The organism is Zoogloea sp. (assembly GCF_030157465.1).
Taxonomy (GTDB): domain Bacteria; phylum Pseudomonadota; class Gammaproteobacteria; order Burkholderiales; family Rhodocyclaceae; genus Zoogloea.
Map to the genome: position 1 here is coordinate 1 of NZ_JAOAUU010000153.1, position 9,018 is coordinate 9,018.

The 9,018-nt window shown below is 64.4% G+C and carries 5 protein-coding genes; 3 read left to right on the forward strand and 2 right to left on the reverse strand.

The features are described from left to right. Window positions 1-626 (forward strand): RHO alpha subunit C-terminal catalytic domain-containing protein (locus Q1W26_RS18760; protein WP_300443216.1); only part of this gene is annotated, 626 nt, incomplete at its 5' end. Window positions 627-724: 98 nt separating this feature from the next. Here Q1W26_RS18760 and Q1W26_RS18765 read toward each other — a convergent pair. After that, window positions 725-2,566, reverse strand: coding sequence for a TolC family outer membrane protein (locus Q1W26_RS18765; protein WP_300443218.1), 1,842 nt, complete (start codon window positions 2,564-2,566; stop codon window positions 725-727). 315 nt (window positions 2,567-2,881) lie between these two features. On the opposite strand from Q1W26_RS18765, the gene Q1W26_RS18770 reads away from it, so the two are divergent. Together Q1W26_RS18770 and Q1W26_RS18775 are read left to right on the forward strand one after the other, a co-directional pair. Continuing rightward, entirely contained in the window at window positions 2,882-3,586 is a 705-nt protein-coding gene (locus Q1W26_RS18770; protein ID WP_300443220.1) for a transglutaminase-like cysteine peptidase, read from the forward strand. A gap of 10 nt (window positions 3,587-3,596) precedes the next feature. Next, window positions 3,597-5,525 carry a LapD/MoxY N-terminal periplasmic domain-containing protein gene (locus tag Q1W26_RS18775; RefSeq protein WP_300443221.1) on the forward strand — a complete coding sequence of 643 codons (1,929 nt, stop codon included), beginning with the start codon at window positions 3,597-3,599 and terminating at the stop codon, window positions 5,523-5,525. 140 nt (window positions 5,526-5,665) lie between these two features. On the opposite strand, the gene Q1W26_RS18780 is transcribed toward Q1W26_RS18775, so the two are convergent. Then, a partial coding sequence (locus tag Q1W26_RS18780; RefSeq protein WP_300443223.1) for a VCBS domain-containing protein occupies window positions 5,666-9,018 on the reverse strand: 3,353 nt, incomplete at its 5' end.

The window sequence follows — 9,018 nt, forward strand, 5'->3', positions numbered from 1 at the left end:
TCGATAAAGTCGAGATCCACGAGTGCAATTACAACTGGAAGACCTTTATCGAGGTTTACCTGGAGGACTACCACGTTGCGCCTTACCACCCGGGGCTTGGCCATTTCGTCACCTGCGACGATCTGACCTGGCAGTTCGGGCAGTGGTACTCGGTCCAGCGGGTGGGTATCACCTCGCTTAAAAAGCCTGGCTCGGCCGCCTACAAGCGCTGGCATGAGGCGGTGCTGAACTATGGCGGCGGCGAGATGCCGAAGCATGGCGCCATCTGGCTGACCTACTTCCCCAACATCATGGTCGAGTGGTATCCCCATGTGCTGGTGGTGAGCACCCTGATTCCGACGGATGTGGACAAGACCACCAATGTGGTGGAGTTCTACTATCCGGAAGACATCCTGGAGTTCGAGCGTGAATTTGTCGAAGCGGAACAGGCTGCCTATATGGAAACGGCTGTCGAGGACGACGACATCGGCGAGCGGATGGATCGGGGCCGCCGGGCCCTGATGAAGGAAGGTCGTAACGAAGTGGGGCCGTACCAGTCGCCCTACGAAGATGGCATGCAGCACTTTCATGAGTTCTATCGCCGGATCATGCAGCCGCATCTGCAGGCCGCAGGAGTCAAGCCGTAAGGCGTTCGGTTGATTCAGTACAAAAAGAAAGGGAGCCGATCGGGCTCCCTTTCTTTTTGTTGCCGCCACCCGGAGGTGGCGTCAGCCTGTGGCGATGTTCAGCGGTTCGACTCGCGGACGATTTTCCATTGGCCGTTTTCCAGCTGGTATTTGAGCGTCTTGTTCATGCTGTCGCTGTAGCCGCTGGAGCGGTAGTGCTGCACGAAGCTGGCCTCAATCGTATCGGGGGACAGGTTGCGCACCGTCAGATTGTCCACCTCGACAGAAATGGCACCCGGCTTGTTGATCCGCTTGTCGCGGTTCGTCATCCAGTCTTGCAGGCTGCCCTGTTCAGGCTTGAACTGGCTGGAGTAGAAGGCCGTGTAGGCCTTCACGTTTTTCGCCGACCATGCCGCAGCCCAGGATTTGACCAGGGGTTCGATCGTGGCGGCAGCGGTGGGGGCCGGAGCCGGGGCCGCTGTCGGTGCGCTAACAACGGCGCTGGACGCCACGGAGCTTGCAAGCGGAAGGGGTACGGCGGCGGGTTGCGGACGGCCCTGCATCGCGCCGGCCGTGTCTAGGGGCTGGACGAGCGGAAGCGTGGTGCTGCACATCAGGCTTTCGTCTTCGGCCGGCTCGGTAACGCCGGCTTCTTCGGGGCCGTTCTTGGCAACGGGGGCGAGCTGTACGCTGGGCAGGATGCGGTGGGTCTGGGTGAGGACGCGCAGTTCGGCCTGGGTCAGGTCGTAGCGGGCACGGGCGCTGGCGCGCTTGGCGTCGAACAGTTCGTTCTCGGTGTTGAGCACGTCGAGGAGGCTGCGCTGGCCGATGTCGAACTGCTGGCGGTAGGCGTCGCGGGCCTTTTCGGTGGAGAGCTGGTGCTGGTCGAGATAGCCCAGTTGTTCCTTGAGTTTCTTGACGTCGTTCCAGGCGATGGCGGTTTGCTGGCGGATGTCGCGGCAGGCCTTGTCGCGCAGGTCGGTGGCGTTGTAGTGCTGCTCGTGGGATTGACGGATCCGCGCTTCGTCGGCGCCACCCTTGAAGAGGTTCCAGTTCATCAGCACCTGCACGGCGCTGGAATTGGTTTCGCCGGTTGCGCCGAGCAGGTTCCTGTCCATGCCGGTGCTGGCGCGGAACTCGACGGTAGGCAGGTTGTTGGCCCGCTGCACGTCGATGTTGGCGCGGGAAGCCCGGATGTTGGCCACTGCGGCGCGAAAGCCCGGGTTGCGCTCGACGGCTTCTTTGAGCACGTCTTGCGACGCGGGCAGCTTGTCGCTGAGCGTGGGCGGGGTTTCGAGCTTGTCGGCCGGGGCTTCGCCAACGATGCGCTGGTAGCGCTGGCTGACGTCGTGCAGGTTGGAGCTTTCGGTGAGCCAGTTGGACTGGGCCAGGGCCAGGCGGCCGAAGGCTTGTTCCAGGTCGACCCGACGGCCTACGCCGGCTTTTACGCGGCGTTCGATCTGATCGACGGTTTCCTTGTGGATGGCCCAGTTTTCCTGGGCGAAGGCGGCCAGTTCGCGGTAGCGCAGTACGTCGAGATAGGCACGGGCGGCTTCGTAGGCAACTTCGTCAGTGGTGCCGAGCAGTTCGAAGTAGCGGGTGGCGCGGGCAAAGCCGAGGCGCTTGACGTCGTTGCGGGTGGCAAAGCCATCGAACAGGATTTGCCGCAACTGTAGCTGGTAGCCCGGCCGGTTGTAGCTGCTGGGCAGGCTGGTGGGCGTGTCGCGGCGTTCACGGCCGGTGTAGCCCTGCAGGTCGACCCGCGGGAAGAATGCGCCACGGGCGACGTCACGCTCGGCGTCGGAGGCCTGGTAGTCGTGGAGGCGGGCGAGCACTTCAGGGTTGCGCAGGACAGCCTTTTCGATCGCATCGGGCAGCGTGCCGGTGTTGGCCGCGAAAGCGGGTGACATGGCAAGAAAGGAAAGAGTCAGGCAGATGGACAGCTTTGTTACTTTGAACATTGTCATCTCGATAGCAGACAGGCCGGGTTTCGAATAAAGAGCAAAAGTGTTTCAGCGGGAATGGCTGGATTTTATGTGCCGATGACACGCGGCGATGCGCAGTATTTGTGTTTTTAGCGATCTAAGCGGCCAATATGCAGCCGGAGAATTAATTTTTCACAATTGACGGCTCTTTACGCCAAAACCTTAATTTACAGAAGGAGATGCCGTTGATTTGTAGCTGACCGGCCAGGCCTTGTTGTGCCTGCACGCGGCGCTAGATGTTTTGTCCGACTGTGCTCGACGGTTTTCCTGCTGACCCGCCTTCAACATTCCATGCCCGGATCCCCTTTCTCCCGCTCAAGCCGCAGTCTGGCGACCGCTTGTCGGCGCTGGGCCGGGGCGGGCCTGGCGTTCCTGTTTCTGGGCGGGGTGGCGTCGGGAGGCTTCGAGATCGAGCGCATGCGCCAGTCGGCGGTGCAGCGCTTCGGCGTGTCGGCGGGCGAAGCTGTGGATGGGTGGCGCAGTGCGCTGGCGGGATGGCGCGGGCTGTCCGAAGAAGACCAGTTGCAGCGGGTCAATGAGTTTTTCAACCGGCGCATCCGTTTTGCCGATGACCAGGTGGTGTGGAACCAGTCAGACTACTGGGCGACGCCGCTGGAAGCCTTGGGCAGGGGCATGGGGGACTGCGAAGATTTTGTGTTTGCGAAATACTTCAGCCTGCGCGAGCTGGGTGTTTCCGAAAGCCGCCTGCGCATGACCTACGTGCGGGCGCGGATCGGCGGGCCGGCCAGCAGCGTGACCCAGGCCCACATGGTGCTGAGCTATTACGCGTCGCCCGATGCGGTGCCGCTGGTGCTCGACAACCTCATCACGACGATTCGTCCGGCGAGCAGCCGTCCGGATCTCGTGCCGGTGTTCAGTTTTAACATGCAGGGTGTTTTCGTTGGCGGGGCCAGCCAGGCTTCGACGCCGGTGGACCGGTTGTCCCGCTGGCGGGAAATGCTCATGCGCATGAGTGCAGAAGGCTATACGCCTTGAAGGAATTGATATGTCCCTGTTGAAACGGTTGTGGATCAGCGTGGTTGTTGCGATGGGTGTGGTGCTCGCGGGGGCGTTTGCGGTGAGTGTGCTGACCGCGCGCAGCTACTTCGAGCAGCAGCTCCAGGCCCAGGCCAGTGACGGTGCGGTGTCCCTGGCCTTGTCCATGTCCCAGCAAAGCAAGGATGAGGCGACCGCCGAGTTGCTGGTCACCGCCTTGTTCGATGGCGGGCATTACCGCCTGATCCGTTTTACCGACGCCGGCGGGCGCGTGGTGGTCGAGCGCAGCCAGCCCGATGTGGGCGAGGGCGTGCCGGAGTGGCTGCCCGCGGTGTTGCCGATGCACATCCGGCCCGGCCAGGCGCAGGTGAGTGACGGTTGGCGCCAGGTGGGGCTGATCACCGTGGAGGCGGCGCAAGGGTATGCCTACCGCTCGCTGCTTCGCGGCGTGCTGCAGTTGGGCAGCCTGATGCTGGCGATCGGCTTGTTCTGGGCGATGGGCGTGTCGGCCCTGCTGCGCTGGGTGCGCCAGCCGCTGGCCGAAATGGCCGAGCAGGCGGAGGCCATCGGGGCAGGGCAATTCCGGGTGCTGAAGGAGCCTAATGTGTCCGAACTGCAAAGCATGGCACGGGCGCTCAATCACATGTCGGATCGGGTGCGCGCGCTGTTTGCCGAGCAGGCCGGGCGGATCGCCGAGTTGCGCGACGAAGGGAGCCGCGACCCGGGCACGGGCCTGTTCAACCGGGCGTGCTTCAACGGCGAACTGCGCCGCGTGCTGTCGGATGCCAGTGTGCCGCCGGCCGGGTGTCTCGGCATGTTTCGGATCGCTGATCTGGCGGCGCTCAACCAGCACCTCGGGCGGGCGCGTACCGACGAGTGGCTGGTTGCGGTGGCCGATGCACTGCAGGGCAGTCTGCCTGCGCTTGACGATGTGTCGCTGGCCCGCGTGGGTGGCGCCGAGTTTGGCGTCGTGCTGCCCGGTGTGGTGCTGGACGACGCACGGAAACTTTTCGAGCGGGCGCTGAGCGCGGTGGCGGCACTCGACCTGCAGGTGGACGGGGCGCATGCGTTGCGGATGAATGCAGCGGTGGTGACCTATCGTCACGACGAGCAACCCGGTGCTGCGCTGGCGCGGGTGGATTCCGCGCTGATGCGGGCCGAATCGGCTGGCGTGCTGATTGCCGAGACGGACGGCGCGTCGCTGCCGATTCCGGTTCCTGGCGAAGGCGCGTGGAAGGCATTGCTCGAAGGCGCGCTGGTCTGCCATGAGTTTTCTCTGGTGGGTTACCCGGTGCTCGCGGTCGATGGCAGCCTGGTGCACCGGGAGTTCATGCTGCGCCTGCCCATGCAGGGCGGCGCCGGCACGCTGACGGCGGGGCAGTTCATGCCGGCTGCGGTGCGGGTTGGCCTGGCATCGGCCTGCGACCTTGAAGCGCTTCGTCTTGGTATTGCGAAACTGCTGGATTCGCAGGAACCGGTTGCCATCAACGTGGCACCCCGTTCGCTGATCGAACCGGATTTTCTGGATCGGCTGGACGTGTTGCTGGCGACGGCGGGAAGCGCTGCGGCGCGGATTGCCGTCGAGGTCAGCGAGCGTGGACTGGACGCCAACCTGGCCGGGCTGGAGGCGCTGGCCGAAGTGTTGGCACGTCACGGGGCCCAGCTGGGTATCGAGCACTTTGGCCGTCAGCTGGCGGCCTTGCCGCGCCTGTACGCGATTCGTCTGGCGTATCTGAAGCTGGATGGCAGTTTTGTGGCGGGCCTTCACGAAAACGCGGGCCACCAGCGGCTGGTGAAGGCGATCGTGGATTTAGCTCGCGGCCTGAATGTTGCCGTGTACGCCGAGCAGGTTCATTCCGCGGAAGAGTGGGCTGCGGCAGCCAGCCTTGGCGTGAGCGGCATGACCGGGCCCGAGGCTTCGCGACGCCTCGCCGGATGACGTGAATGGCAGGCCAGGGTGCCTGTGCTGCCTGTGCTGCGTGAGATGAATGCAAAAAGGAGGCCTTCGAAAGAGGCCTCCTTTTTTGTGTCACTGCAATTTAATCCGTGTCGGATGGATTGATTTGCCGCTTCAGTCGCTTAGTCGGTGTGGAGCTTTCCTTTGAGGAGCAGGTCTTGAATGATCTGCGTGTCGGAGGACAGCGCGCCGCTGTTGGTGAGATCGACACCCTGGAGCACGATTTTCTGGTCGGTGGCGCCGGCGACGAAAGTGCCGCCGGTGTAGCCGCCGCTGGAGCTGACATGAACCACGGTGTCGGCGCCCGCCTTCTCGAAGTGCAGGTAGTTGCCCAGGTTGCCGCTGGCCTGGCTTTCGCCCTGAAGCAGGTCGTGCAGGTCGAGTACGTCGCCGCCGTTGATGGCGCTGGCCGTGTTGAAGTCGGTGATGGCATCGACGGCAGGCTTGGTGGTGGTGACGGTATCGGCAAGGCTCCACTTGAAGGTGTCGGAGCCGAGGCCGCCGGTCAGGGTGTCGTTGCCGGCGCCACCTGCGATCAGGTCGGCACCGCCGCCCGCGCGGACGATGTCGTTGCCGGAGCCGCCCGAGATGTCGTCACGCCCGTCGCTGCCGGTGATGTCATCGTTGCCGTTCGAGCCGGCAATTTGCGAGCCGGTGCGGATCAGCCACTGGCCGTTCTGGGTGGGGTCTTCGATGATGTCCTGCAGCGCGTTGAGGGTGGGCGCGCTGGTCGGGGTGAAGAGTGCGAACTCGTCGGTGCCGAGCGTCTTGTAGCCGGTGTCGGGCTCGCCGGACAGTTTGACTTCGACGCGCAGACGGGCATTGCCTCCCTGTTCCCAGTACAGGATTTCAATGGGCTGCAGGCCGGCGGCGAGGCTTACGTTGGTGTAGGTGCGGGCGGTGGGCGACTGGATGTTGTCGAACATGGCCACCGTCTGGCCGGCGATGTTGAGCCGGAAGCCGTCGTCGGCGGTTACGCGGATGTCGTAACTTCCGCCACCGAGATTGACCAGGCCGACCATGCGCATGCCGGAGTCGGTGGTGTTGCCGATGCCGGTGGTCGTCTTGAGTTCGCTGCTGTCGGAGCCGGTGGTGCCGCCGCGAAGGAAGTTGTAGAGCGCGCCCGAATTGATCGCCAGATTGCTGCCCAGGAGGGTGGGGTTGTTGCCGAGGTTGCCATCGACGGCGCCGACGCTTGTGCTGCCGGTGGTGTAGCCGAAGCCGTAGTCGATCTTGTCGGCGCTGAAGGTGGCGTCTGCGCCGGTGGCCGTGGCGGCGTTGTAGGTGCCGACGATGGTCTGGCCGCTGCGGCCGTCAACAATTCTGGTCATGTCGGAGACACGGTCGAGATTGCCGAGGGTCCTGTCGTCGGCGTGAAAGCGGGTGCTCGTGGTGTTGCTCGTTTCGTTGTAGCCGTAGTACTCACCGGTAAGGCCGAGGCTGGCCTTGGCGATGGCAGAGGTTGTGCTGCTCAGGACGATGTTGTTTTCGGCAAGGCGGCTCACGTCGAAGGTGATGCTGGAGCTGCCGGTGTCGCCGTCCTTGTCGGCCAGCACGAAGGAGAAGCTGTCTGTCACCTTGGTGCTGATCGTGGAGATGGGTGTGTAGGTGTAGCTGCCGGTGCTCATGTTGATGGCCAGCGTGCCGCCGGCTGCGGTTGAAACCGTGAGCTGGTGGCTGGTGGCGTTGTAGCTGCCGTGGCTTGTTCCGCCCGATACGGTGACGCTGCCGCTGCCGGCGGCATTGTAGTTGTAGGTGACACCATCGACCGTGACGGAGCGGATGCTGCCGCCGTCTGCGCCAAAGCCGCTGGTGCCTCCGAGCAGGCCGCCGGAGAGGAGTTCTCCGCTGGCCGGCTGTGGCACAGTGGCCTGCAGGGCGGTGGAGAGTTGGTTGAAGTCGCTGATCACCTGGCCATTGAGATTGGTGCTGGTGACGCCGTTGTAGGCGATCGGGTCGAGCGGGGCCTGGGTGGCACCGGTGCCCATGCCGAGGGCGAAACTGGTGATCTGGTTGCTTTGCAGGAAGCCCTTCCAGGCGGCTTCGTCGCCCGCGCCGATGGCGGTGCCGGTGTTGGGCTGGCCGTCGGAGAGGAAGTAGGCGATGTTCTGGCCCGATGCCAGCTTGCCAGTAGAGGAATAGGCCGACTGGCCGGCCGCGATTGCGGCGTCGTAGTTGGTGCCGCCGGTGGCGACAATGGCGGCGAGCTGGGCCTTGGCCTGGGCCACGGTGGTCCAGACACCGCCTGCAGCCGCTGCTTCGGTGTTGAAGGTGACCAGCCGCACGCGCACTTCGCCAAAGCCGTCGTAGCGGTCGAGCAGGGTGTTGAGCGCGCTGATGGCCGAGGCGAGGCGGGTGGTGCCGGCCACGCCGTCGGTGCGCGTCATGCTGGCCGAGTTGTCGAGTATGAGCAGCAGGTTGGTGTCCACCGGTGCGACGGTGATGGTCTGGGATGCGGCCGCGGCGATCGGGGAGTCGTCTTCGACGTTGACGGTCAGGGTGCTGGTGGAGGTGGTGACGCCGTCGCTGACGTTTACGCCAAGGGCGATGCTGAGAACGTCTTCACTGGTGGTGTCGGGGTGGTCGACCGGGCCGGATAGCTTGACGGTGTAGCTGCCGTCATTGGCGATGGTGGCGCGCAGGATTTCGACGCCGTTGGCGGAGCCGATGAGGGTCTGGGTGCCGCTGCCGCTCCAGGTGATCGGTACGCCGCCGGAACTCAGGCTGGCGACGGGGGCGGTGAGGCTGGCGACCAGGGTGTTGCCGTCGGCATCGGTGAGGCTGAGGATGCCGCTGGCCACGGTCAGGTCGGTGCTGTCGGTGTTGCCGGCGGAGTCGGCAATGCTGCCCGCGAGGCCTTCCTCGGACACGTTGACGCTGGCGCTGCCAACCAGCGGAGCATCGTTGGTGCCGGTGACGGTGATTTCCACCATCGTCACGGTGCCGTCGGCCGTGGTCACGGGGATGCGCTCCATGACCTGCTCGCCCTGCTTGAGGCCCTGCACGTTGGGGGCGCTGTTGTTGAGCGTATAGACCCAGCTGCCGTTGCTTTCCAGCTTGAGGCTGCCGTAGGTGCCGGCGACGGTTTCCGGAACGAAAGACGACTGGCCGGCGTCGGCATCGCTGATCACGAGGGTGCCGCTGGTGCTGAGGGTGATGTCTTCGGTGACGGTGCCGCTCATGCCGCCACTGATGACCGGGGCGTCGTTGGTGCCGGTGACGGTGATCGATACCGTGGTCGTGGTGCCGTCGACGCTGGCGACGGTGAAGGTTTCGGGGCGGGTTTCGCCTTCCTTCAAGGCCTGGACTTCGGGCTTGGTGTTGTCGAGGGTGTAAGTCCAGGCGCCGTCGGCGGCGAGGGTGAGCGTGCCGTACAGGCCCGGGACATCAGTCTGCGGGCGGAAGGCGGCTTCGCCGGCATCCGGGTCGACGATGCTGAGGGTGCCGGAAGCGGTGGTCTGGGCCGGCGTGTCTT

What these genes read in the sequence shown, in the direction of transcription:
- Q1W26_RS18765 (WP_300443218.1), bottom strand. Translation starts at nt 2,566, where the DNA reads ATGTTCAAAGTAACAAAGCTGTCCATCTGCCTGACTCTTTCCTTTCTT.
- Q1W26_RS18770 (WP_300443220.1), top strand. Translation starts at nt 2,882, where the DNA reads ATGCCCGGATCCCCTTTCTCCCGCTCAAGCCGCAGTCTGGCGACCGCT.
- Q1W26_RS18775 (WP_300443221.1), top strand. Translation starts at nt 3,597, where the DNA reads ATGTCCCTGTTGAAACGGTTGTGGATCAGCGTGGTTGTTGCGATGGGT.